We start from the raw sequence: 24,324 nt of genomic DNA, 5'->3' as shown, positions 1-24,324 counted from the left end.
TTACTTGGAAAGTTCAAACACTTCATGCAAAGCGTTTACAGCAGGTACCATATCTGCTTCATGGACGAGCACCCATATCGTCGTATGGCTGTCAGCCGACTGAAGGATCGGTATTTCTTTTTCTGAAAGAGCCGAAACAATTTTGGACGTGACACCAGGAACACCCATAATGCCCGCTCCGACCGCCGATACCTTCGCGCAATTTCTCGTTACCATCGGATCATAGCCCATATCCATTAAAATACGCTGAGCTGTTTCTGTTTTATTCCCGGCTACTGTATATACGATTTCACTAGGTGTAATGTTAAAGAAATCGACACTGATTCCCGCATTCGCCATCGCCTTGAACACTTCAGTCTGAACGTTATACTGACCGATTTTCGAAGGAACTTTAAACTGCGTGACATCTTTGACATGGGCAATTCCCGTAATCAGCCTTTCAAAAACATCGCTTCCGACTTTAGAAGAGTGATGTGATGTCACCAATGTGCCTTTATCTTTCGAATAAGTCGAACGGACGCGGATCGGAACCTTGGCCTGCATCGCAATTTCCACAGCCCGAGGATGAATGACCTTCGCCCCTTGATACGCCAGGTTGCAAATTTCCGTATACGTCACGACAGGGAGCGGTTTCGCATTTTCCACCACTCTTGGGTCAGCAGTCATCACACCTTCAACATCTGTGAAAATATCGATGTATTCCGCGTCAACCGCTGCTCCGAGTGCGGCTGCTGACGTATCGCTGCCCCCTCTGCCAATCGTTGTTGTATCACCCTTTTCAGTTGCCCCCTGGAACCCTGCGACGACTACAGCGTCATGATTCGCGAGCACACTGAATAAACGCTCCGGTCTCATTTCAACGATTTTCGCATTGGTATGCTGATCATTTGTTAAAAAGCCAGCCTGGGCCCCTGTCAGCGCAGCTGCTTTCACACCGTTATCAAGCAGCATGCTTGTAAAGACGACAGAGGAAATGGTCTCTCCGCAAGATAAAAGCAAATCCTGCTCTCTTGGAGAAATCGCTGATTGATCGCCGTAAAGCAGCCCCAGCAAAGAATCTGTTGCGTACGGGTCTCCTTTCCGGCCCATCGCTGAAACGACAACGACAACCTTATATCCTTCACTGATTGCTTCTTTAATATGCCCTAAAGCCAGTTTACGGCCTTTATCATCTTTTACAGATGTTCCGCCGAACTTTTGAACAATTATCTTCACTGTTTTCACTCCAAATTATTCGGACGTAACAGAAGAGAGCAGGCTGATAGCGCCTTACTCTCTTCTATTCGTCTTTAGGAAATTCTCTCTTTTATACGAGGTTTAGTTTTTTCAGGCTTTCTGCAATTTGAACAGAGTTCCATGCCGCGCCTTTTAATAGGTTATCAGAAACAACCCATAAATGAAAACCGTTTGCTCTGTCCAAGTCTTTGCGGATGCGGCCTACAAACACATCGTTTTTGCCGACGGCATCAGCAGGCATCGGATAAAGCTGCTGGCTTGGGTCATCCTGAAGTGTCACGCCCGGAGCTTCTTTTAATAGATTTTTAATATCTTCAACTGTAGCGTTATCACGGTCTACCTCGATGTAGACGGACTCTGAGTGCCCAGTTTGAATTGGCAGTCTCACACATGTAGCCGCTACCTGAAGGTCAGGCATGTGCATGATTTTTTTCGTTTCATTTATCATTTTCATTTCCTCAAACGTATAGCCGTTATCTTGGAATTTATCAATTTGCGGAATCGCGTTGAAGGCGATTTGATAGTGTTTTTTGTCACCTTTGACAGGCATGATCGCAGGCTCAATTTCTTCTTGATTTAAAATCGCCTGTGTTTGGCTGTAAAGCTCTTTTACAGCTTCATTTCCCGCTCCTGATACCGCCTGGTAAGTTGATACGATGACTTTATTTAAGCCGTATGCTTTGCGGATCGGTTCAAGAGCTGCAACCATTTGGATTGTAGAGCAGTTAGGATTGGCAATAATGCCGTTGTGTTCATGCAAGTCTACCTCATTCACTTCAGGCACAACTAGCGGTGTATTTTCGTCCATACGGAATGCACTCGTATTATCTATAACAATAGCGCCGCGTTTTACAGCTTCTGGTGCCAATGCTTGTGATACGCTTCCGCCGGCGCTGAACAAAGCAATATTTACCCCTTCAAAGCTCTCAGGAGAAGCTTCCTGAACAGTCAGCTCTTGGCCTTTAAACGTGACTTTTGTCCCCGCAGAGCGTTTTGAAGATAGCAATGTAAGTGTGTCCATTTCAAAGTTTCTGTCTTCAAGTGTTTTAAGCATTTGTTGTCCTACAGCTCCTGTCGCTCCGACAACAGCTACGTGTAAACCTCTTCCCATCTGTAAAACTCCTTCCGCCAATCAGCATCATTGAATTGATTTGACTATGATTTTACGTTTTATTTTACCATAGAATATGCGGGTGATGACCGAATTTTTTAGTTTGGGAAAGATTTTCTGTAAATTTAGTCATTTCCCTGATAATTCTCAACTAGAACCGGCTGAAGCTGCTGATACACCAATGCCTTTTCAATGGTTTGCGGTAACAGATCCATTTTGGCTACCATTGAATTCGGTTTTTTAAATGGATCGTCTTGCCCGAATGGAATAAAAAAGATATTTTTTGTTGACATGAGCCTCATTAAATTTGTTCCGTTTAAACCGAGAGCATCATTTGTGGAAATGCCAAGAACGACCGGCCGATTGTTTCGGATTGTCGCTTTTGCTGCCATCAGCACCGGACTGTCCGTCATGGCATTTGCCAGCTTGCTCATTGAATTGCCTGTTAAAGGAGCAATGACCATGCAGTCAAGGGGCAGCTTCGGCCCAAGGGGCTCTGCCTTTACAATCGAATCAATGGCCTCATATCCGGTCAGGTCTTCAATTTTTTCAACCCATTCTGCTCCCTCTCCAAATCGGGTATTTGTGGACTTCACGTTAAATGTGACAACCGGACGGACTTCAGCACCTTCGTTGATCAGCGCCTCAATTTGCGGAAAAACCGCTTCATAGGTGCAATGCGAGCCGGTCAGTCCAAACCCGATTCTTTTTCCTTTTAATGACGACATGCTTATTTTCCCTCCTCAGCTTGTATTTCAGCCAAAAGCTTGCTCAAGACGTTTGCGAGGATTTGTCCGGCTGTTTTAGGAGCGACAATCCCTGGAAGACCTGGGGCAAGAAGTGCTTTAATCCCCTGTTTTTCGGCATATTTAAAATCCGTTCCCCCGGGACGTGAGGCCAGATCCAATATTAAGGTTTTTGGTGTCATGCTAGAAAGTACCGTTTGATTTAAAATCATACTTGGTATGGTATTAATACAAATATCTATATCTTTTACATGCTCTTTCAGCTCATCGGTATGAAAAGGAATGAGCCCCATTTCAGTGATACGTGCCAGATGTGCTGAACTTCTTGCCCCCACTTTTACATTCGCCCCGAGCGCGGCAAATGTACGGGCAATCGTCATCCCGGTGCGCCCCAGACCTAGAACGGCCACCTTAGACCCGTGTATCGTATAATCCGTGTGCTGAATAGCCAGCATGATCGTTCCTTCTACTGTCGGAATAGAATTGTATATCGCAATGTCATCCCGCTCAAACAGCTTAACAAGTTTTCTGTTTGCTTGAGCTGCAATGTTTTCTAAATAGGCGTTAGAAATTCCTGAGAAAATGACACAGTGTGCAGGCGTTTTGTCGAGATGCTCTTGTTTTAACACAACCTCTTCATTCGAAAATACAGTCGATACGACACCTTCCCCTGTTGTCGCAGACACTGGTAGAATGATGCTGTCTATTTGCTGAAAAGGAATTTCATCAATGTTGCATTTTACTGCTCCGGTAAAACCATGATCCAATTGGTCAAAACCGACAAGATAGATGTCAGCCTGCTGTTCAGTGAGCTTTCTTATAATTTCGAGCTGTCTTGCGTCACCGCCGATAACTGCAATTTTCAATCCGGTTAACATTCTAAACGTTCACCTTCTTTGTATATACTGGATCTCTAGTTGTTAAGCTCCCCTTCATCTTATGATCAAAAGGAAATACCGGTGAATTAAAACATGCGCTTTTTCATATAAAAAAACATCGGCTGCCGGAGCCGATGTTTCATGTTTACTTTAGAGCCCGCATTACAGTCATTTTGGGCTTTTTTCATTTACTCTTGTCGAGGAGACATTTCCTCAGGTACGTCTAATATGATCATATCTGATCCGATCTTTTGAATATGATGCCAGGGGACACGAATGTCTTGACCGTGTTTTCTCAAACCAAACCACTTAACTGTCGGAATGAGGAGTGCTGTAATCTGGCCATCCTGTTCATTGATTTCTAAATCGGTCTGGCCAAGCACTCCCAGCCGTTCAGCTCTTTTGATGTCTACAATTTCCTTTCCTGATAATTCACTGAGCCGCATGTCTGTCACCCCCTTGTACTATGTATGTTCAAAAGGATAAAAAAATGCCTGCTCCGTTATAGGGCAGGCATTTCCTTTTAAGACGGCATATTGCCGGAAGGGCTGATGAGTGCTAATGCATAGTCATCAGTAAACAATTGTCTGGCAAGACCGTTGACACGCTCTAAGTTCACGGCGTTTAATTCATTGATGATCTCATCTAATGTTTTATGTTTGCCGAGCAGCAGTTCATTTTTCCCGTTTCGGCTCATTTTGCTGTTTGTGCTCTCTAAGCTCAGCATCAAGCTTCCCTTCATTTGCTCTTTGCTGTTTTCCAGCTCTTTCGAGGTAATGCCGTCACGTTTTAATGTCGCAAGGGTTTCTTGAATTGTTTCTGACAGCTGCTGAAGCTGATTTGCACCGGTTCCGCCATAAATGGTAAGCATTCCGCTGTCCTCATAAGAGCTGTGATAGCTGTAAACAGAGTAAGCGAGGCCTTTATCTTCGCGGACATCTTGGAACAGCCGGCTGCTCATACTGCCTCCGAGCACATTATTTAGGACGATTAAATCATAAATGCGTTCATGGCCAACCTCAAGGCCTTTAAATCCAAGGCACAAATGAGCCTGCTCTGTTTCTTTTTTTCTTGTCAGTTTTTCCGTGTAGAACTCGGGTTTCTCAAGACCTGTCGCTTTGCCCTTCGCCTCGTATGATCCGAACCATTTTTCTACATCTTTGATAAAACTGTCAGATATATTGCCCGCTACCGAAATCACCACTCTGTCCGGTGTATAATAATCATGCATGTATTGTCTGAGAGAGTCACCATTGAAAGAAGCAAGCGTTTCTTCCGTGCCAAGAATTGGGTAGCCTAAAGAATGATTGCCGTAAGTGGCTTTGCTCAGTAAATCATGCACAATGTCGTCCGGCGCATCTTCGTACATTTTAATTTCTTCATATACTACATTTTTTTCTTTTTTCAGCTCGTTTTCATCAAATGTTGAATGAAAGAACATATCTGCTAATACGTCCAGCGCGTAATTCGCATGCTCGTCAAGCACCTTTGCATAGTAGCAGGTATATTCCTTTGAGGTAAACGCATTGACCTGACCGCCAATACGATCAAAAGATTCTGCTATCTCGCGTGCAGATCTTGTGCTCGTCCCTTTAAAGAACATGTGCTCTAAAAAGTGAGAAATCCCGTTTATCTCCGGCGTTTCGTGCCGTGAACCTGTGCCGATCCACACGCCGATCGCAACAGAACGGACTGTCGGGTTATTTTCCAGCACAACTCTTACACCATTTTGACACGTATATCGTTTTATCAAATTTGTTCCTCCTATTCAAAGACAAGCTGCCTGCATCTGTTACTTCAACAGTCTGGTTTCATCCATTAGTTCAGTGACTGTTCCAAGCGCGTATCCTTTATCTTTTATCTTTGTAATCAGCGCTTCAAGACTTTCCGCCGTGGGTTCAGTCGGATGCATTAAAATCATGGCACCATTATGTATCTTGCTTAACACTCTCGTTTGGAGTACAGAAGGAGCCGGTTTTTGCCAATCAATCGTATCAACTGTCCACATTACTGTTCCCATCTGTTTCTCAGCTGCAATGTCGACAACCGCTTTTCTGAAACTTCCGCTCGGCGGAGCGAACCACTTCGGCTTATGGCCGATTGTTTGTTCTATTTGCTCATTTGTCTTGTCGAGCTGCTCGGAAATTCTTCCTGTAGTCAGTTTGCTCATATCCGGATGATTGTATGAATGATTTCCGATTTCATGTCCGTCTTCTGCAATCTTCTTAGCGAGCTGTTCATTGTTTCTCACCCAATTGCCTTCTAAAAAGAACGTAGCCTTGACTTGGTGCTTTTGCAGAATAGGGAGCATTTTTTCCAAATACTCATTTCCCCATGCCACATTAATTAAAAAAGCCACCATCGGTTTATCAGGATTTCCTTTATAAATAGGCTCAGGCTGAAGAGACTCAAGATGAACGCTTGGTTTTACTTGGCTGTATACCAGTTCGTTTTCGCGAAACTCGCCGTGCTTTTTCATTTTTTTATATGATTTTTCAATATTGACCTTCAATCCATTATAGCCGGGAATGCTTTTCCACACTTTATCTATTCTGGCATCCTGGGGCTTGACTTCGTACTCTGGCGCTTTTTGAAGCAATTCTTCATATAACGGGTCTTTGGACGCCGTGACAGTTACCGTATCTTTTTTCATTGCCCCTATATAATCAAGTGCGTACGGATTTTTCATCATCTCAAATGAGACAAAAAAAAGAAATAGAAAAACGGCAAACGGTACAAATTTTTTGTACATGTTCTGTCCCCCCTCACCTCACATTATGAAGGAGAAGGACAAGGTAGAACCCGCCTGCGCTTTAAAAGCTTCAAAATAAAGAAGCCGGGTCTCCCAGGCTCCTTTTATGTTTTCATTTAAGATTGTTGTTCTTCTTTTTCTTTCTCTTCACGGAGCACCGCTTTACGAGACAAATTGACTCGTCCTTGTTTATCAATTTCAGTGACCTTGACAAGAATTTCGTCTCCGATTTTTACAACATCTTCAACTTTTCCTACGCGTTCAAGCGCAAGCTCTGAAATGTGCACCAAACCGTCTTTTCCGCTGAAAATTTCAACGAAAGCCCCGAATTTTTCGATTCGTTTTACTTTACCTAAGTAAAGCTGGCCAACTTCAACTTCTCTGACAAGGTCTTCGATGATTTTTTTCGCTTTTTGGTTGCTGCTTTCATCTGTTGAAGAAATAAAGATTGTGCCGTCCTGCTCAATATCAATTTTAACACCGGTTTCTTCGATGATCTTATTGATTTGTTTTCCGCTTGGCCCGATGACATCGCGGATTTTATCAGGATTAATGGCCATTGTTAAAATCTTAGGCGCATATCGAGAAAGCTCTTTTCTTGATTCGCTTAATGTCGCAAGCATGCTATTAAGGATTTCCATTCTTCCTTTTTTCGCCTGCTGTAGCGCTTCTTCAAGAATCTCTCTGGAAAGGCCTTCGATTTTAATGTCCATTTGCAGCGCCGTTACGCCTTTTTCAGTCCCCGCTACTTTAAAGTCCATGTCTCCAAGCGCATCTTCCATGCCTTGAATGTCAGTCAGAACAGTGTAATGTTCGCCTGATTTGACGAGACCCATCGCGATACCAGCAACTGGAGCTTTAATCGGTACACCGGCATCCATCATTGCAAGTGTGCTTGCGCAAATACTTGCTTGAGACGTAGAGCCGTTTGATTCAAGCACTTCTGATACAAGACGGACAGTGTAAGGGAAATCTTTTTCAGACGGAATAACTGGCTCAAGCGCACGCTCACCCAGTGCTCCGTGTCCGATTTCACGGCGTCCCGGTCCACGCATCGGTCCTGTTTCCCCAACGCTGAATTGCGGGAAGTTGTAGTGATGCATAAACCGTTTCGACTCTTCTACACCTAAGCCGTCAAGGATTTGCACATCTCCCAGAGCACCTAACGTACATACGCTGAGAGCCTGAGTTTGTCCCCTTGTAAACAGACCTGATCCGTGCGTTCTTGGCAAGAGGCCAACCTCTGAAGAAAGCGGGCGGATTTGATCGACACCGCGGCCGTCCGGTCTTACTTTTTCTTCAGTAATCAGGCGGCGCACTTCATTTTTCACCATCTTGGATAAAATCTGCTTCACTTGCTTGATTGTGTCTTCATCATGCTCTTCATCCTCGAATTTTGCCACAACTGCATTTTTCACTTCATTAATGGCATCTTCGCGGGCATGCTTTTCATGAACTTGGATGGCTTTCAGCAGATCGTCTTCTGCTAAAGCTTTTACTTTTTCACTAAGCTCTTCATCAACTTCATAGAGCGTAATTTCTGATTTCTCTTTGCCGACTGCTGCAACAATTTCTTCTTGGAATGCAATCAGGCGTTTAATCTCTTCATGGCCGAACATAATGGCTTCAAGCATGGTTTCCTCAGGAACCTCGTCCGCTCCCGCTTCTACCATGTTAATGGCATCTTTCGTGCCGGCAACGACAAGATTGATGTCGCTTTTCTCAAGCTGATCGACTGTCGGGTTAATGATAAATTGATCATCAATGCGTCCGACAGTTACCCCTGCAATCGGTCCTTCAAACGGAATATCCGATACAGAAAGAGCAAGAGATGAACCGAACATGGCAGCCATTTCAGAAGAGCAGTCTTGGTCAACACTCATGACAATGCTGATGACTTGAACTTCATTACGGAATCCATCTGCAAACAAAGGACGGATTGGACGGTCGATTAAACGGCTGGCAAGAACCGCTTTTTCACTTGGGCGTCCTTCTCTTTTAATAAATCCGCCCGGAATTTTTCCTACCGCATATAATCTTTCCTCATAGTTTACAGTAAGCGGGAAGAAATCAAGCGGTTTTGGTTCTTTTGAAGCGGTTGCTGTACTAAGCACTGCTGTATCACCGTAGCGGATCATCACAGCACCGTTTGCCTGTTTGGCAAGCTGGCCGGTTTCAACTGTAAGCGTTCTTCCGGCCCAATCTATGGTAAAGACATGTTTTTCTTGTCCCATACGATTACGAACTCCTCTCTTCGTTGTGTGAAATAATCAATTACTCCTATTATGAACGAAATGAATTGAACATATCAATGTCAAAGTAGTATGTAAAAGGATTTCAATGATTTGTTATAAGAAATTTCGCTTTAATACGATAAAAAAGCGGGAATCCTCCCGCTTTTTACGATTATCGACGTAAGCCTAGTTTGTTAATTAACTCACGGTAACGAGTTACGTCTTTATTACGTAGATACGTAAGAAGATTACGACGCTTACCTACCATTTTAAGAAGACCGCGACGTGAGTGGTGGTCTTTCTTGTGAGTACGTAAATGCTCGTTCAAGTTGTTAATTGAGTCAGTTAGGATAGCGATCTGAACTTCTGGAGATCCAGTATCAGATTCGTGTGTTTTGAACTCGCTGATGAGTTGGTTTTTACGCTCTTGAGTAATTGCCATCCTGTTTCACCTCCAAATCATATTTAGCCCCAGTTACCTAGCAACCGTCGGTGACTTCGGATTGCCAAGCAATGGTTTTAAGACTACGAAAACTATCATACTAAAAATCGGGCCTATATGCAAATATTTTAGAATAAAATTTGTGTGCGTTGCATGTTATTTCCGCAGATTGCTGAAATAACGGATGGCTTCCTGCTTATCTTTCTCAATTTGCTCTGTTAATTCTTTGATGCCATTGAATTTTCGCTCGCTCCGAATCCGTTTATACCATTCGATCTTTATAGCGGCTCCGTATACCTCCTGATCGAAATCAAACAGATTGACTTCAATTGAAGGCTGCTCCGGACGTTTTTCATAAAACGTCGGCTTATAGCCGATATTGCAAACGCCATTGTAGACTTCGCCGTTCACTTCCGCTTTTACGGCATATACACCCGTCGGCGGAACGATATAGCTGTTATTTAAACCGACATTTGCTGTCGGAAACCCGATGGTCCGCCCTCTTTTATCACCGTGAATGACAATTCCCTTAATAAAATAAGGCTGTCCGAGCAAGACATTCGCCAATTCAACGTCTCCGTTTTGAAGCGCGGTACGGATATACGAGGAACTTATTTTCTTATCCTGCTCCGTTAATTTTTCTACCATTGTGCACTCAGCTTTTCCTTCTAAATCATGCGGCATGGTCTCCATTGTCCCCTTGCCGTATTTCCCGTACGTAAAGTCAAAGCCCGCCACTGCGTGCTGCACATTAAGGCCGATAATATACTGGTCTGCAAACTGCTTAGGAGAAAGAGAAGCAAATACTTCATTAAATTTAACGACATACAGAATCTCTGTGCCTAATTGTTCAATTTGGTTTATTTTATCTTCCAGAGGCGTAATCAGATCCTTTGGCTCCTGATCCCTGCCCAATACATGAGAGGGATGAGGATGAAAGGTCATCACAGCTAATGCCAAGCCCTTTTCTTCAGCTATTTGCTTCGCTGTGCCGATTACCTTTTGATGTCCAAGATGAACGCCGTCAAAATACCCTAACGCCATCACAGACTTTGCCTGCTCCTCTTTGATTAAATGATGAGGATGTGTAATATGTATCGTCTTCACAGAACGGTCACCTTTTTTCTATTGTTCGCTTTTTTGCATCAATACTTTTGCCGGCTTTAACAGCCCATTTTTTGTAGGATGGGGGAAATAGATCGCCAAACAGCTTCCGGATTCAGTAAAGACGGCAATGCGGTCTTCGCCTGTCATTTCAGAAAACTGCTCGGGCGTCTCAAGCAAAGCCCCATTTTCTACTTTCTTAGCTAATGTATCACTTATGATCCATTTCGGCAAATGATTGAGCGCACGTTCAATAGGAACTGTATGCTCTCCTACGGTTCCGGACTGGACTTGTGCTTCCAGTTCTTCAAAGGTAAAGCATTCGTCAAGAGAAAAGTCTCCGGATGCCGTACGGATTAAATGAGACATATGAGCCGGAAATCCGAGCTTTTCTCCGATCATGACCGCCAGCGTCCTTACATAGGTCCCTTTGGAGCATGTCACTGTAAATCGGAAGCTTGCGGTTTCTCCGTTATGTTTAATCTCTGTAGTCAGGGCAATGTCTTCAATGGTAATCATGCGTTTCGGACGTTCTACTTCAATGCCTGCTCTTGCGTACTCGTATAATTTTTTGCCGTTTACTTTTACAGCGGAATACATGGGAGGAATTTGTTCCTGTTTACCCTTTAAACTGTTTAACACCTTTTCTACATCGGCTTTATCAATATCTTGACTGACAGGTTTTGTTTCAACTGTTTCTCCGGTTTGATCCTCTGTTGTCGTTGAAAAGCCAAGTGTTATTTCCGCATCATACGTTTTAGACTTTTCAGTTAAATATTCGACAATTTTTGTCGCCCTTCCCACACAAATCGGAAGCACGCCTGACACTTCTGGATCGAGCGTTCCCGTATGCCCTACTTTTTTTGTTTTTAACAGTTTTCGGATCTTCATGACACAGTCATGCGATGTCATGCCAACTGGTTTATGTAAAAGGAGAACTCCGTTAACCATTTGTCCTTTCACTCCTTCTTTTGAGCTTTTCTCTTTAAAACGCAGAAAAGAGGACAGACGATATACGCCTATCCTCTCCATTTTTATTCAGATGGTTTCTCTGAATGTATTTCGTGAATCAATGTTTCGATACGATTTCCGTAATCGATTGATTCATCGAACTCAAATTCAATTTCAGGCGTTTTTCGAAGTCTTATACGGCTGCCAATTTCGGATCGGATAAATCCTTTCGCTTTAGCCAGCCCTTTCAGCGCTTCCTCCCGTTTTTTCTCGTCACCGAGAACCGAGATATACACCTTTGCAATTTGCAAATCACCTGATACACGTACATCCGTTACTGTCAGAAAACCAATTCTCGGGTCTTTCAGCTTGCGGCTGATAATATCACCGAGTTCTTTTTTCATTTGCTCGCCGACACGGTTTGCTCTCATACTCAATTCAATCACCTCTAAGTTAAAACCACTCTGTTCTAGTGATCGTCCGTTCAATTTCAGGAAAAGAATCGATAAACGCCAAAACGCGCTGCAGCTCTTTTTCTGTTTGAACGCGAGAGGAAGAAACAGCGGCGATTCCAAAGCTGGTTCTTTGCCAAGTGTCTTGAAAGCCAATCTCCGAAATCGAAACATTGAACTTATTTTGAACCCTGGTTACGATCCGCTTCAGAACGGCACGCTTTTCTTTTAGCGATCCTGCGTCATAAATGATGCATTCACACTCCGCAAATCCGATCACGTTCTTTCAATTTCTTGCATGACAAACGCTTCAAGGATGTCACCTTCACGAATGTCATTGTATTTCTTAATTGTAATACCACATTCATAGCCTTGTGAAACTTCTTTCACATCGTCTTTAAAGCGTTTCAGAACGTCTACTTCGCCTTCGAAGATGACGACGCCGTCACGAATTAAACGGAGGCCGCTGTCGCGCGTAATGGTTCCTTCAGTAACATATCCGCCGGCAATTGTACCGATTTTAGATACTTTGAATGTTTGTCGCACTTCTACTTGACCAATTACTTTTTCTTCATATTCAGGATCAAGCATACCTTTCATGGCAGCTTCAATCTCGTCGATTACTTTGTAAATGATACGGTGAAGTCGAATATCTACATTTTCAGCTTCAGCCGTACTCTTAGCATTTCCGTCCGGTCTCACATTAAACCCGATAACAATTGCATTGGAAGCAGATGCCAAGATAATGTCAGATTCAGTAATCGCACCAACGCCTGTATGGATGATTTTCACTTTAACGCCTTCTACTTCAATTTTTTGAAGTGCGGCCGTTAAAGCTTCAGCAGATCCTTGAACGTCAGCTTTTACGATGATGTTGATGTCTTTTACATCACCTTGTTTAATTTGCTCGAATAAGTCATCAAGACTGAGCTTCGCTTTATCGCTGCGCTGCTCTTCAAGCTGTTTCGAAGCACGGGCTTCCCCGACAGAACGAGCTGTTTTTTCATCTTTAAAGACAAGGAATTGGTCTCCCGCTTGAGGGACATCATTCAAACCGGTAATTTCAACCGGAGTTGACGGGCCGGCAGTTTTCACACGGCGTCCAATGTCGTTAACCATTGCACGGACACGGCCAAATGTGTTGCCGACTACGATCGGATCACCGACATGCAGTGTTCCAGTCTGTACGAGCAATGTCGCAACTGATCCTCTGCCTTTATCGAGTTCCGCTTCAATAACCGTTCCTTTTGCCTGGCGATTCGGGTTCGCTTTCAGTTCCTCTACTTCACTGACAAGCAAAATCATTTCAACGAGTTCATCAATGCCTTTTCCAGTTAAAGCGGAAAGCGGAACAAAAATTGTTTCTCCGCCCCAAGCTTCAGGGACAAGCCCGTATTCCGTCAGTTCTTGCATCACACGGTCAGGATTTGCGGATTCTTTATCAATTTTATTCACAGCAACGATAATGGGAACCTCAGCTGCTTTTGCATGGTTAATCGCTTCTACTGTTTGCGGCATTACACCGTCATCAGCAGCAACAACGAGAATTGTAATATCAGTTACTTCTGCACCGCGTGCACGCATTGTTGTAAATGCGGCGTGACCCGGAGTATCCAAGAACGTAATTTTCTTGCCGTTCTCTTCAATTTGGTAAGCACCGATATGCTGAGTGATTCCGCCTGCTTCTCCTTCAACAACCTTCGTTTTACGGATGCTGTCAAGAAGCGTCGTTTTCCCATGGTCAACGTGACCCATGATCGTAACGACAGGAGGACGAATTTCGAGATCCTCTTCATTATCAGGCTCTTCGTATTTTTCCAGCTCTGTTTCTTCAAGCACAATGACTTCTTCTGTTTCAACACCATATTCTGATGCAATGAGTTCAATTGTATCTTTATCAAGCTCTTGGTTGATGGTTGCCATTACACCAAGAAGCATCAGCTTTTTAATGATTTCTGAAGGCTCTTTGCCAAGCTCTTCAGCCAGTGCGCCGACTGTTAAAGTACCGGAGAACGTAATTTTCTCAGGAAGCTCTTTTTTCGGCTTTACAGGCTTTTGCTGATATTGATTTTTATTGTTGTTGTTACGTTTATTTTTTTTGTTGTTGTTATTCTTCTTGTTTTTGTTAAATTGATTATTCTGCACGTCATTCTTCTTTCCGTCTCGAATTTTATTTGGTTGATTTCCAGCTGATTGCTGATTAACCCCTTGCGGCTGTTTGTTTTTGTTCGTTTCTGCAGGCTTTTGAGATTTAGCGGCTGCGCTTGCGCCGCCTTTTTTATATTTGGCATCAAGCTGTTTAATGGCCTTTTCTTCAAGCATGGCCATATGATTATTCACTTCTAAATCCATGTTTTTCAGTGCGGTCAAAATTTCCTTACTTGAAACATTTAACGCTTTTGCATATTCGTATACTCTCATTTTAGCCATTCGTTCACCCCCAAAAATATTAATCGAGCAAGCTGATCAGCTTATTCGCAAAACCTTGGTCAGTGACGGCGACAACGACACGGGCTTCTTTACCGATAGAGCGTCCAAGAACCGCGCGACTCTCGACTTTTTTATAAGGGACTTTATAATAATTGCACTTGTCGGTTACTTTTTTTGCTGTATTAGATGATGCATCCTCTGTAAGCAGGACAAGCTTTGCACGCGCATTCCTGATTTCTTTAATTACCAAGTCCTCGCCTGACACGACCTTACGAGCTCGATTGGCCAGACCCAGCAAGGGAAACCATTCCATTCCAGACATTTTATTTTTTCACCTTTTCCGCCAGCTCCAGCAATTCTTCGAAAATCTGGTCATCGATTTGTGATTGAAATTGATTTTGTAAAGTGTTTTTCTTTTTTGCTGCTAAGATGCACTCTTTATCCAGCGTTAAATAAGCACCCCGCCCGTTCTTTTTTCCGGTCGGGTCTACTGAGATTTCGCCTTCTTTCGAACGTACAACTCGGATCAGTTCCTTTTTAGGCTTCATTTCCCCAGTCACTACACATTTGCGTAACGGGATCTTCTTGTGTTTATTCACCTAAGGTCACCTCTTATTCATCCGATTCAGCAGTTTCAGGCTCCGTAAAGAGCGGCTCATCGTCTTCTTCTTCAAGTTCTCTCGGATAGATTCCAAGTTCTCTTGCGTCTGTTTCGCTCTTAATATCAATCTTCCAGCCTGTCAGTTTAGCAGCTAAGCGTGCGTTTTGTCCTCTTTTGCCAATCGCCAGAGACAGCTGGTAATCAGGAACGATAACAGTTGTCGCTTTTTCTTCTTCATTAACGATGACATCCAGCACTTTCGAAGGGCTGAGCGCATTCGCGACAAATTCTACAGGATCACTGGACCAGTTGACAATGTCAATTTTTTCACCTTTTAATTCATTGACGATCGCCTGAACACGCTGGCCTTTAGGGCCTACGCATGAGCCGACAGGATCCACGTCAGGATCATCTGTGCGGACAGAAATTTTTGAACGGTCGCCGGCTTCTCTGGCAACAGATTTCAGCTCGACAGTTCCATCATAAATTTCGGGCACTTCAATTTCAAACAAACGCTTTAACAGGCCTGGATGTGTTCTTGACACATAAATCTGCGGACCCTTCGTCGTTTTTTCTACTTTTGTGATATATACCTTAATGCGGTCATGAGGCTTGTAGCTTTCATTCGGCATTTGCTCATTAACCGGCAGCAAGGCTTCAATTTTGCCTAAAGACACGTAGATAAACTTATTGTCCAGACGCTGGACAATACCCGTCATGATGTCTTCTTCACGGTCGATAAATTCAGAATAAATCACACCGCGCTCAGCTTCGCGCACACGCTGTGTGACAACCTGCTTCGCTGTTTGAGCAGCTATGCGCCCGAAATCCTTAGGTGTTACTTCGATTTCGACGACATCGCCGACCATATATTCCGGATGGATGCCCTGCGCCTCTTCAATAGAGATCTCCAGTCTTTGGTCGTATACTTCGTCAACGACATCTTTTCTTGCAAATACACGGATGGAGCCTGTTTCACGGTTTAAATCCACTCGTACATTTTGCGCTTGATTAAAATTCCGCTTATAAGCAGAAATTAAGGCAGCTTCGATTGCTTCAATGATAATTTCTTTACTGATGCCTTTTTCTTTTTCAAGAATCGTGAGAGCATCTAATAATTCACTGCTCATTTAACGGTCTCCCCCCTTAAAACATTTGTATTCATTAGAATGTAACAGCTAATCTTGCATTAGCTATCTTTTCATACGGAATATTGATCCGTCTCTTTCTTGTTTTGATCGTGATCTCAACTGTCACTGTTTGTCCATCAAATTCAGCCAGTTCACCTTCAAACACTTTAACGCCCTCAATAGGCTCATACGTCTTAATGTACACATTTTTCCCAAGTGATTTTTCGAAATCGGCCTTTTTCTTTAGCGGACGCTCAGCTCCCGGAGATGAAACTTCAAGAAAGTAATTTTGGCTGATTGGATCTGCCTCATCAAGCTTTTCGCTTAAAGCTTCGCTTACTTTGGCACATTCCTCAATATCCACACCGTCATCGGAATCAATAAACACGCGAAGGAACCAGCTTTGACCCTCTTTGACAAATTCAATGTCAACGAGTTCAAGCTGAAGGCTGTCTACGATTGGCTGAGCCATTTCTTGAACGGTGTCAGTCACTTTTTTGCTCATGTTCTTCCTCCTTGTGCTGTCGATCTCATATTCGTCTCGTCACTCTGCATAAAAACCCTGCTTCAAAAGAGCAGGGGGCTAAAAAGTAAACGATGAACATGTCGAGACAAAATTCTCTTGTTCAATACAAAAGAGCGGGTTTCCCCACTCTTTGCCTCGGTAATCGTTAGCATTTCCAATAAAACTATACCATAACCATATTTTTATTGCAAATGGATATACGCTTACCTTCATACCTAAGCAAATAACAGAGACTCTAATGTTACGATGGCACTTTTTACGCCTATGTATGCATAGAAGCAGAATTTCCAGAGAAATTCTGCTTTCCATGTTAGAACAGTGACAATTGGTTTTGATCAGGCAGTGATTCCAAGCAGCCATGACGATCTAAATACTCTAGAATCGTTTTTGACACTTTCCCTCTCTTTTGTAAATCTTCTTTCGAGAGGAATTCGCCTTCTTCACGAGCCTTTACAATGTTCAGAGCGGCGTTCGTCCCTAATCCAGGAATGGAGTTAAACGGTGGGATAAGACTGTTGCCGTCAATAATAAACTCTGTAGCGCTGGAGCGATATAAATCGACTTTTTGGAATGAATAGCCTCTTTCACACATTTCAAGCGCTAATTCTAAAACAGTGAGAAGGTTTTTTTCCTTCGGTGAAGCATCAAGTCCTTTAGAGTTAATATCCTCCATTACAGCCTTGATTGCTGTAGAACCCTTGATCATTGTATCGATATCAAAATCGTCTGCACGAACGGTAAAATAAGCCGCATAATACAAAAGCGCGTGATGGACTTTAAAGTAAGCAATGCGGACTGCCATTAATACATAAGCTGCGGCGTGGGCTTTCGGGAACATGTATTTAATCTTTTTACAAGAATCAATATACCAGTCTGGGACATTGTTATTTTTCATTTCTTCTTCCCATTCAGGCGTTAATCCTTTTCCTTTACGCACAAATTCCATGATTTTAAAGGCAAGGGACGGCTCAAGGCCCTGATAGATTAAGTAAACCATAATGTCATCACGGCAGCCGATAACCTCACTCAGCTCACAAATATTATTGTGGATGAGCTCTTGCGCATTGCCGAGCCATACATCAGTTCCGTGAGACAAGCCCGAAATCTGAACGAGCTCGGAAAAAGTTGTCGGCTTTGTGTCTTCAAGCATCTGCCGGACAAATCGGGTTCCGAATTCAGGGATTCCAAGAGTGCCCGTTTTACAGCCGATCTGTTCTTCTGTAACACCGAGTGATTCGGTTCCCTGGAAGATCTTCATCACTTCAGGATCATCTGTTGGAATTGTTTTTGGATCAATTCCGCTTAAGTCCTGAAGCATCCGAATGACGGTCGGGTCATCGTGTCCGAGAATATCGAGTTTCAACAGGTTGTCATGAATGGAGTGGAAATCAAAATGAGTCGTTTTCCACTCCGAACCCGTGGCATCTGCCGGGAACTGAATCGGTGAAAAATCATAAATATCCATATAATCCGGAACGACGATAATACCCCCAGGGTGCTGTCCAGTCGTCCGTTTTACACCTGTACATCCCTGTACGAGCCGATCTACTTCGGCCCCGCGCATATGAAGGTTATTGTCTCCGGCATAGCCTTTTACATAACCATAAGCTGTTTTTTCTGCAACAGTGCCTATTGTTCCCGCACGATATACATTGTCTTCTCCGAACAATACTTTTGTGTAATTGTGTGCTTGCGGCTGATATTCCCCTGAGAAGTTCAAATCGATATCAGGTACTTTGTCCCCTTTAAATCCTAAGAACGTTTCAAACGGAATATCATGGCCGTCTTTTTTCAAAGGCGTTCCGCAATGAGGACATGTCTTGTCAGGCAGGTCAAAACCGGAACCGACAGAACCATCATTAAAGAACTCAGAATGCTGGCACTCAGAGCATACATAGTGCGGCGGCAGCGGGTTCACCTCAGTGATCTCAGTAAGCGTCGCAACTAATGAAGATCCTACGGAACCACGGGAACCTACGAGATACCCGTCATCTAGTGAACGTTTTACAAGTTTGTGAGAGATCAAATAAATAACAGCGAAGCCGTGGCCAATGATACTCTTTAATTCTTTTTCAATCCGCGCTTCTACAATTTCAGGCAGCTGTTCGCCGTAAATGCTTCTTGCACGCTGATAGCTCATTTCTCTGATCTCTTCATCAGCGCCTTCGATTTTCGGTGTATACAAATCATCTTTAATCGGCTTGATGTCATCAATTAAAGAAGCAACCTTTTGGGTATTGGTGACAACGATTTCCTTCGCTTTTTCTTCGCCTAAGAAAGAAAATGCTTCAAGCATTTCGTCTGTCGTTCTGAAATGCACTTTCGGCAGTTCATGCCTGTTCAGCGGATTGGCCCCGCCTTGAGAGGATATTAAAATCTTTCTGTAGATTTTATCCTCATCATTCAAGTAATGAACATTTCCTGTAGCAACAACCGGTTTATTAAGCTTTTCACCCAGTTTCGTGATATTCGCAATAATTTCTTTCAGCGACTTTTCATCACGGACCAGCTCAAGCTCTAGCAAGTGACGGTACACTTCAGGCGGCTGAACCTCAAGATAATCATAGAATGACGCGACATCTTCAACCTCTTCAGGCGATTTTTGCATCATCCCTTCAAAAACCTCTCCCCTGTCACAGGCCGAACCGATCAGAAGCCCTTCCCTGTATTTCTCAAGCTGAGATCTCGGAATACGAGGCACTCTGTAAAAATAATGAATATGAGAAAGTGACACAAGCTTAAATAAATTTTTAAGCCCCGTGCTGTTCACAGCAAGTAATGTTGCATGATACGGTCTTGATCTTTGATAAGCATTGGACTGACCCATATTTTCATTCAACTCATCATGGTACTGAATGCCTTTTTCAGATGCGTCTTTTAGCATTTTCAGAAGCAAATAAGCGGTTGCCTCAGTATCATAGATCGCACGGTGGTGCTGTGTGAGTTCGATATCAAACTTTTTACAAAGTGTGTTCAACCGATGGTTCTTAAATTCCGGATAAAGGAAACGTCCAAGTTCAAGCGTATCAATGACTGGGTTTTTAGCTTTATCGACTTCAAGAAGCTTTTTATAAGCTACATTTAAGAATCCCATATCAAAGCTTGCATTATGAGCGACAAGGATATCATCGCCGACCCACTCTCTAAACTCTCTAATTACATCTACAACATCCGGAGCGTCGCGAAGCATATCATCAGTGATGCCTGTCAGCTCTATGATTGTGGCTGAAAGCGGACGATGCGGGTTCGCAAACGCCTCAAATTTATCAATAATTTCTCCGCCTTTTACTTTTACTGCAGCCAGCTCAATAATGGTGTCATAAACAGCAGACAAGCCTGTCGTCTCGACGTCAAAAACAACATATGTTTCTTCCTCAAGCAGACGATGTGCAGCGTTATAAGCAATTGGCACGCCATCATCAACGAGATTCGCTTCCATCCCGTAAATCATTTTAATTCCATGCTTTTTAGCGGCAGAATACGCATCAGGGAAAGATTGAACGACAGCATGGTCAGTCAAAGCGATGGCCTCATGCCCCCATTTTTTCGCCTGTTCGACAAGCTTTCCAATCCCTGTAACAGCATCCATTTGGCTCATTGGAGAATGCAGATGCAATTCCACTCTTTTTTCTCCTTCAGGAGCCGAATCTTCACGGGTTTTTGCTTTTATTTCGTTAACGTCATTTGCGATCATGACGAGATCTCTGACGAAAGTGTCATTCTGAATGCTTCCGCGTGCTTTTACCCACATTCCTTTTTTCAGAGACTTCATCAGTGCCGCATCTTCTTTTTCACGTGCAAACATTTTGATTAAGATACTATTTGTGTAGTCTGTAATTTTGAAGATGCATAGCGTGCGCCCGCTTTTCAGCTCTCGGGTCTCCACATCAAACACATAACCCTGAACCGTAATTCTCCGTTCTTCGTCCATGATGCTGTCAAGTGTCCGGATTTCTTCGTTATCTTTAATTTGATAACCGATGACAAGAGGCCCAGATGGCGCTTGATCTTCATCACTTTCTTTGTCTTTCTTCTCCATTTCAATCAGCGCTTGCATGGCCCGCTCTTGGTCTTCTGCAAGCTTTTGTTCCCGAAACTTTTGAACTTCTTGCTCGGATACAAATATTTCGGCATCAAGTTGAAGGTCCGGGAAACCAAATTGACGGTAGCCTGCTTGAATCATGGAACTATATTTGTTCTTAAGTGCAGCAGCTTCCGTATCCGTTTTTGTTTTGACAATCAGTTTATTGCCCTTCAGCTTCGGTTTTTGCTGGTTTAATAGACTGATAATCGGCGGCGAAATGCCTTGCAATTCTTCAATGCAGCGTGACCAGTAGTCTTGTACAAGACTTTCGCTGACCTCTGCATCTTGCACTTCGATTGATGATGTAACTTTTGCTATGTGGGCAAACGATTGCGTCAGCCTCATTGTTAATGTGTCATATATTTGAAAAGGCAGCAAAGATTTAAATTGAAAATGAAAATGCCAAGACTTTGTCGCTTTGTGTATCGTCAACTTTTTAATCTCGCCATCTTCAAAGTATGTCATGAAGGTATCATCTGTCATATTAATCTGCTGCAGAAGAATTTGAAACTGCCTTCTGTTTACTGATAACTGTTCCATTCAGACAGTATCCCTCCCTAAAAACATCATAAGTGAAGGTACCTCAGGCAATGAGGTACCTTCTATTATTTCTATTTTAACATGTTTTTTAATAAATCGTTATGGTGATTACTGCTTGCTGATAAAAGCAGATAATTCGTCTACTGAAATCTCAGTTGACTCACCCGTTTTACGGATTTTCACTTCGACAATTCCTTCGTCAGCCCGTTTTCCGACAGTGATGCGGATTGGAAGTCCGATTAGATCTGAATCAGCAAATTTTACGCCGGCGCGCTCAGCACGATCGTCATAGAGCACTCCATAGCCTTCCGCTTTTAAATCGGCATACAGCTTTTCAGCAAGCTCTCTTTGGGCATCGTTTTTCATGTTCAAAGCAAGAATATGAAGATCGTACGGCGCAACGCTTTTTGGCCAGATTAACCCTTTTTCGTCGTGATGCTGTTCAGCAATAGCAGAAAGCGTTCTTGACACACCGATTCCGTAACAGCCCATCAGCATTGGCTGCGCGCGTCCGTTTTCGTCTAAGTATGTCGCATTCATCGCTTCTGAATAGCGTGTTCCGAGCTTAAAGACTTGTCCGACTTCGATTCCTTCCGCAAAGCGGATTGTGCCTTTACCGTCTGGTGAAAGATCACCTTCTTTAATAAATCGAAGATCGGCAAATTCTTTAATTTGCGCATCACGGTTCACGTTGACATTTTGATAATGATGATCTCCTTCATTCGCACCGGCAACAGCATTGACCATTGCTTTCACAGCATGATCGGCATAAACTTCAACATCTTGATTGACACCGACAGGGCCGACAAATCCTGGCTCTGTTCCGAGCTGCTGAATGACCTCTTCATGTGAGGCAAGCTCCACAACTTCTGCATGAAGCAAGTTTTTCACTTTAATATCGTTGACTTCATGGTCGCCTCTTACAAGCACTAAGACAAAACGGTCATCTGCTTTAAACAATACTGACTTAATGCAGGCTTCAGCGGAAACCTGTAAAAACGCAGTCAGTTCTTCGATTGTTTTCACGTTAGGCGTGTGAACTTTCTCTAAAGCTTTAGGCTCTTCATCAGAAGGGACTTCTTGATAAAGAACTTCAGCCATTTCGATATTGGCCGCATATTGTGATTCATCAGAATACGCAATTGTATCCTCTCCGATTGCAGAAAGTGCCATAAACTCGTGCGTATCCTTTCCTCCCATTGCGCCTGAATCGGCGATGACAGGTCTTACATTAATGCCGCAGCGGGCAAAAATATTAGAATAGGCCTCGTACATTTTTTGATACGTTTCATCTAAGCTCTCTTCAGATGCATGGAAAGAATACGCATCCTTCATAATAAATTCGCGGCCTCTTAACAAACCAAAGCGAGGACGTTTTTCATCTCTGAACTTAGACTGAATTTGATACAGAGTCAGAGGGAGACGCTTATAGGATTTAACCTCATCGCGAACAAGTGAAGTGATAACTTCCTCATGCGTTGCCCCTAAAGCAAACTCACGGCCATGACGGTCTTTTAGTCTCATCAGTTCAGGACCATACGTATACCATCTGCCTGATTCCTGCCATGTCTCAGCCTGCTGCAATGCGGGCATAAGCATTTCTACGGCATCAATTTTCTCCATTTCTTCACGAACAATCTGCTGAATGTTTTGAATCACCTTATACGCAAGAGGCATATAGCTGTATACCCCGCTCGTATTCTGTCTGATAAATCCTGCTCTCAGAAGAAGCTGATGACTTTTTGCTTCGGCATCAGCTGGAACTTCACGGAGCGTAGGAATAAGCGTCAAGCTTTGTCTCATTTCTTCGCACCTCTGATTGATTTACTTTTCATTTACAAGAACAGCCGCTGGATATCGTTCCATGTGACGACCAGCATAAGAAGCATTAAGAAAGCTACCCCGATAAACACAACAAATGCTTCTTTTTCTCTGTTAATCGGTTTGCCCCGAATCGCTTCAATAAATAGAAATAACAGCCTTCCTCCGTCAAGTGCCGGAATCGGAAGCAAGTTGACAATCCCAAGGTTAATGCTTAAAAACGCAGCAAACTGGAATAAGTTAACTAACCCCGTTTTCGCCACTTGGTCTGTCATATCATATATGCCGACAGGACCTGACAACATATCAAGTTTAAATTGGCCTGTTACTAATTTGCTTAAGTTGGTTAAAATGGCTTTGGTGACATCAACTGTTGATGTCGCGCCGTAAGCAACTGCTGAGAGAACGCCTTTTTCAGTCGGCGCATAGGAACCGAAACGTCCGATTGTCTTTTTGCTCTCATCTTTCACAGCTTCCGGAGTCACTGAAATATGAAGCGTTTTGTTATCTCTTTTTACTGCAACGTCCATTTCTTTTTCCGGGTTTTCTTTTACAGCGGAGACAATGTCAGTCCAAGACCTCATTTTCTCACCGTTAATGCTTTGAATGTAATCCCCTTCTTTTAGCCCTGCCTCGGCCGCCCTTCCATTGTCAGTCAGCTGCCCGAGCACAGGCTCATTTGACGGCACGCCTTGAACAAGTCCAAGCATTACTAAAATGACGTAAGCTAAAATAAAGTTCATAATCGGTCCTGCAGCAATCGCTTTAATCCGCTGCCACACAGGTTTGGAACCAAATTGGCGATTATACGGCGCAATCTGTACTTCTTCTCCGTCTACAATGAAAAAGGATGTTTCGCTGACAGTAAAGCCGGAAAGCTCATCCTCTTTCCCCTGTTCATAGCCGGTGATCTTCATGTCATGCTCTAAATCCGCTGTTTCCACTTCAATGACTAAAGCATCCGGGTATTTTTCCTTTTGATTGATGATGACTTTCTCAACTTGATCTTCTTTATTAAAGAGAAGCCCGACCGTGTAACCGGGTTTCACCTCAATCATTTCCGGGTCTTCGCCTGCCATACGGACAAATCCGCCGACCGGAAGCAGCCTGATCGTATAAACTGTTTCATTTTTTTTGAAAGAAAAAATTTTTGGACCGAAGCCGATCGCAAATTCACGGCAGAGAATTCCCGCTCTTTGGGCTAGCAATAAATGGCCCAGTTCATGGAAGAAAACGAGCGTTCCGAAAATAATGATAAACGCTATAACTGTATTCACGAACATACC

21 protein-coding genes are annotated in these 24,324 nt (G+C 43.3%); all 21 read right to left on the bottom strand.

Annotated features, from left to right (window positions below; all coding sequences use genetic code 11):
- The 21 genes from dapG to rseP all read right to left on the bottom strand — a co-directional run bounded on the left by dapG (position 1) and on the right by rseP (position 24,321).
- Positions 1–1,215, bottom strand: a complete 1,215-nt coding sequence (gene dapG, locus LWH95_RS05015) for an aspartate kinase (RefSeq protein ID WP_003238469.1) — start codon at positions 1,213–1,215, stop codon at positions 1–3.
- 91 nt (positions 1,216–1,306) lie between these two features.
- On the bottom strand, positions 1,307–2,347 hold the full coding sequence (gene asd, locus LWH95_RS05010) for an aspartate-semialdehyde dehydrogenase (protein WP_232919078.1): 1,041 nt from the start codon (positions 2,345–2,347) through the stop codon (positions 1,307–1,309).
- A gap of 125 nt (positions 2,348–2,472) precedes the next feature.
- Positions 2,473–3,075, bottom strand: coding sequence for a dipicolinate synthase subunit B (gene dpaB, locus LWH95_RS05005; protein WP_232919077.1), 603 nt, complete (start codon positions 3,073–3,075; stop codon positions 2,473–2,475).
- Positions 3,076–3,077: 2 nt separating this feature from the next.
- Complete coding sequence (gene dpaA / locus LWH95_RS05000; RefSeq protein WP_003238474.1) at positions 3,078–3,971, bottom strand: dipicolinic acid synthetase subunit A; 894 nt, start codon at positions 3,969–3,971, stop codon at positions 3,078–3,080.
- A 188-nt stretch (positions 3,972–4,159) separates the two neighbouring features.
- Positions 4,160–4,417, bottom strand: coding sequence for a YlmC/YmxH family sporulation protein (locus LWH95_RS04995; protein ID WP_003238478.1), 258 nt, complete (start codon positions 4,415–4,417; stop codon positions 4,160–4,162).
- Positions 4,418–4,494: 77 nt separating this feature from the next.
- On the bottom strand, positions 4,495–5,724 hold the full coding sequence (locus tag LWH95_RS04990) for a M16 family metallopeptidase (RefSeq protein ID WP_003238480.1): 1,230 nt from the start codon (positions 5,722–5,724) through the stop codon (positions 4,495–4,497).
- Positions 5,725–5,763: 39 nt separating this feature from the next.
- Entirely contained in the window at positions 5,764–6,723 is a 960-nt protein-coding gene (locus LWH95_RS04985; RefSeq protein WP_232919076.1) for a polysaccharide deacetylase family protein, read from the bottom strand.
- 116 nt (positions 6,724–6,839) lie between these two features.
- Positions 6,840–8,957, bottom strand: a complete 2,118-nt coding sequence (gene pnp / locus LWH95_RS04980) for a polyribonucleotide nucleotidyltransferase (RefSeq protein ID WP_019258423.1) — start codon at positions 8,955–8,957, stop codon at positions 6,840–6,842.
- A gap of 172 nt (positions 8,958–9,129) precedes the next feature.
- On the bottom strand, positions 9,130–9,399 hold the full coding sequence (gene rpsO / locus LWH95_RS04975) for a 30S ribosomal protein S15 (RefSeq protein ID WP_003154182.1): 270 nt from the start codon (positions 9,397–9,399) through the stop codon (positions 9,130–9,132).
- Positions 9,400–9,555: 156 nt separating this feature from the next.
- The gene (gene ribF, locus LWH95_RS04970; protein WP_019258422.1) at positions 9,556–10,506 is read right to left on the bottom strand and encodes a bifunctional riboflavin kinase/FAD synthetase; all 951 of its coding nucleotides are present in this window, start codon (positions 10,504–10,506) and stop codon (positions 9,556–9,558) included.
- Between the two features lie 18 nt (positions 10,507–10,524).
- Entirely contained in the window at positions 10,525–11,454 is a 930-nt protein-coding gene (truB, locus tag LWH95_RS04965) for a tRNA pseudouridine(55) synthase TruB (protein WP_232919075.1), read from the bottom strand.
- An 83-nt stretch (positions 11,455–11,537) separates the two neighbouring features.
- Positions 11,538–11,891: a 30S ribosome-binding factor RbfA gene (gene rbfA, locus LWH95_RS04960; protein ID WP_019258420.1), complete on the bottom strand. Its 354-nt coding sequence runs from the start codon at positions 11,889–11,891 to the stop codon at positions 11,538–11,540.
- A 16-nt stretch (positions 11,892–11,907) separates the two neighbouring features.
- Positions 11,908–12,186, bottom strand: coding sequence for a DUF503 domain-containing protein (locus LWH95_RS04955; RefSeq protein WP_003238492.1), 279 nt, complete (start codon positions 12,184–12,186; stop codon positions 11,908–11,910).
- On the bottom strand, positions 12,183–14,336 hold the full coding sequence (infB, locus tag LWH95_RS04950) for a translation initiation factor IF-2 (protein ID WP_003238494.1): 2,154 nt from the start codon (positions 14,334–14,336) through the stop codon (positions 12,183–12,185). Before infB ends, LWH95_RS04955 begins: the two co-directional genes overlap by 4 nt.
- 19 nt (positions 14,337–14,355) lie before the next feature.
- The gene (locus tag LWH95_RS04945) at positions 14,356–14,658 is read right to left on the bottom strand and encodes a YlxQ family RNA-binding protein (RefSeq protein WP_003220946.1); all 303 of its coding nucleotides are present in this window, start codon (positions 14,656–14,658) and stop codon (positions 14,356–14,358) included.
- Between the two features lies 1 nt (position 14,659).
- On the bottom strand, positions 14,660–14,935 hold the full coding sequence (rulR, locus tag LWH95_RS04940; protein ID WP_010334283.1) for a glucose-induced regulator RulR: 276 nt from the start codon (positions 14,933–14,935) through the stop codon (positions 14,660–14,662).
- 13 nt (positions 14,936–14,948) lie between these two features.
- Positions 14,949–16,067: a transcription termination factor NusA gene (nusA, locus tag LWH95_RS04935; protein WP_003220941.1), complete on the bottom strand. Its 1,119-nt coding sequence runs from the start codon at positions 16,065–16,067 to the stop codon at positions 14,949–14,951.
- A gap of 34 nt (positions 16,068–16,101) precedes the next feature.
- Positions 16,102–16,572: a ribosome maturation factor RimP gene (gene rimP, locus LWH95_RS04930; RefSeq protein ID WP_133487459.1), complete on the bottom strand. Its 471-nt coding sequence runs from the start codon at positions 16,570–16,572 to the stop codon at positions 16,102–16,104.
- A gap of 331 nt (positions 16,573–16,903) precedes the next feature.
- Complete coding sequence (locus LWH95_RS04925; protein WP_133487461.1) at positions 16,904–21,217, bottom strand: PolC-type DNA polymerase III; 4,314 nt, start codon at positions 21,215–21,217, stop codon at positions 16,904–16,906.
- Between the two features lie 108 nt (positions 21,218–21,325).
- Positions 21,326–23,020 carry a proline--tRNA ligase gene (gene proS, locus LWH95_RS04920; RefSeq protein ID WP_232919074.1) on the bottom strand — a complete coding sequence of 565 codons (1,695 nt, stop codon included), beginning with the start codon at positions 23,018–23,020 and terminating at the stop codon, positions 21,326–21,328.
- A 32-nt stretch (positions 23,021–23,052) separates the two neighbouring features.
- Positions 23,053–24,321 carry an RIP metalloprotease RseP gene (gene rseP / locus LWH95_RS04915; RefSeq protein WP_148981760.1) on the bottom strand — a complete coding sequence of 423 codons (1,269 nt, stop codon included), beginning with the start codon at positions 24,319–24,321 and terminating at the stop codon, positions 23,053–23,055.
- Positions 24,322–24,324: the final 3 nt, after the last annotated feature.

The organism is Bacillus sp. G16, from assembly GCF_021282335.1.
GTDB lineage: Bacteria > Bacillota > Bacilli > Bacillales > Bacillaceae > Bacillus > Bacillus inaquosorum.
Note: the sequence above shows the minus strand (reverse complement) of the source record. Positions and strands in the feature narration are given on the sequence as shown.

Coding starts and splice junctions, on each gene's coding strand:
- pnp (WP_019258423.1), bottom strand. CDS start 8,957: ATGGGACAAGAAAAACATGTCTTTACCATAGATTGGGCCGGAAGAACG.
- nusA (WP_003220941.1), bottom strand. CDS start 16,067: ATGAGCAGTGAATTATTAGATGCTCTCACGATTCTTGAAAAAGAAAAA.
- infB (WP_003238494.1), bottom strand. CDS start 14,336: ATGGCTAAAATGAGAGTATACGAATATGCAAAAGCGTTAAATGTTTCA.
- truB (WP_232919075.1), bottom strand. CDS start 11,454: ATGGTTAACGGAGTTCTCCTTTTACATAAACCAGTTGGCATGACATCG.
- dpaA (WP_003238474.1), bottom strand. CDS start 3,971: ATGTTAACCGGATTGAAAATTGCAGTTATCGGCGGTGACGCAAGACAG.
- rseP (WP_148981760.1), bottom strand. CDS start 24,321: ATGTTCGTGAATACAGTTATAGCGTTTATCATTATTTTCGGAACGCTC.
- LWH95_RS04995 (WP_003238478.1), bottom strand. CDS start 4,417: ATGCGGCTCAGTGAATTATCAGGAAAGGAAATTGTAGACATCAAAAGA.
- rpsO (WP_003154182.1), bottom strand. CDS start 9,399: ATGGCAATTACTCAAGAGCGTAAAAACCAACTCATCAGCGAGTTCAAA.
- asd (WP_232919078.1), bottom strand. CDS start 2,347: ATGGGAAGAGGTTTACACGTAGCTGTTGTCGGAGCGACAGGAGCTGTA.
- dpaB (WP_232919077.1), bottom strand. CDS start 3,075: ATGTCGTCATTAAAAGGAAAAAGAATCGGGTTTGGACTGACCGGCTCG.
- rimP (WP_133487459.1), bottom strand. CDS start 16,572: ATGAGCAAAAAAGTGACTGACACCGTTCAAGAAATGGCTCAGCCAATC.
- proS (WP_232919074.1), bottom strand. CDS start 23,020: ATGAGACAAAGCTTGACGCTTATTCCTACGCTCCGTGAAGTTCCAGCT.
- LWH95_RS04925 (WP_133487461.1), bottom strand. CDS start 21,217: ATGGAACAGTTATCAGTAAACAGAAGGCAGTTTCAAATTCTTCTGCAG.
- LWH95_RS04985 (WP_232919076.1), bottom strand. CDS start 6,723: ATGTACAAAAAATTTGTACCGTTTGCCGTTTTTCTATTTCTTTTTTTT.
- LWH95_RS04945 (WP_003220946.1), bottom strand. CDS start 14,658: ATGTCTGGAATGGAATGGTTTCCCTTGCTGGGTCTGGCCAATCGAGCT.